The organism is Streptomyces sp. SID13666 (assembly GCF_010548325.1).
In the GTDB taxonomy this organism is placed as follows: Bacteria; Actinomycetota; Actinomycetes; order Streptomycetales; family Streptomycetaceae; genus Actinacidiphila; species Actinacidiphila fildesensis.
This window is the reverse complement of record NZ_JAAGLX010000145.1, coordinates 1-717: the sequence shown is the minus strand read 5'-3', so window position 1 is coordinate 717 and position 717 is coordinate 1. Positions and strand designations below refer to the sequence as shown.

Below are 717 nucleotides of genomic sequence, written 5' to 3'. Positions count from 1 at the left end.
CTTGTCCCGACGACGACGCGTCTCCCACCCGTCATCCATCTTCCGCGAACGCCCCGGCAGGATCGTGTTGACCGGCGAGGAGTAGAAACGGTCCGACGCGTCCTCGACCGTGCCGCCGTTCTCCAACGCCACCAGGTCGAACGTGCCCAGCTCCGCCAACCACCCCGGATCCGGCGCCACCTCCCCGTACACCCGCAGCCGGGCCACACCACCGTCCGGGTGCTGGTTCAACCGCAGATGCGTGAACCGGCGATCCACCTCCACCGTGAACCCGTTCGCCGCATGACCACCCACCGGGGTCCGCGGCACGATCGTGGTCCACTCCACGCCCTCCGCCAGCAGATCCTCCGGCGACGCCGACAGCGAGTGCGCCGTCGCCTCGACCGACACCGACTGCGGATAATTGCCGCGGAAGTGCGCGGTGTCCACAACGATCCCGCGGATCACACCCGGCGCGCCGAGCCGGATCAACGCCCAGTCGTGGTCCGCGTCGACCGGATGCGGGGCATCGGTACCGGTGCCCCGGCGGCGGCGGGTCTCCCAGCCGTCCATGATCTTGCCCTTGTGCCCGAAGTGCTCCGGATCGAAATGCGCCGGCTCCGGGATCAGCAGATTCTCCCGCTCCGCGAAGAACTCGTCATTCGCCGCGATCACCCCCGCACCCAACCGCCGATCCGCCAGATCCACCAGATCCGTGAACGGCAACTCCGCACGACG

1 protein-coding gene is annotated in these 717 nt (G+C 68.9%); it reads right to left on the bottom strand.

The features are described from left to right. The coding region (gene alc / locus G3I60_RS43795) for an allantoicase (RefSeq protein ID WP_164608560.1) at positions 1-717 on the bottom strand (717 nt) is incomplete at both ends.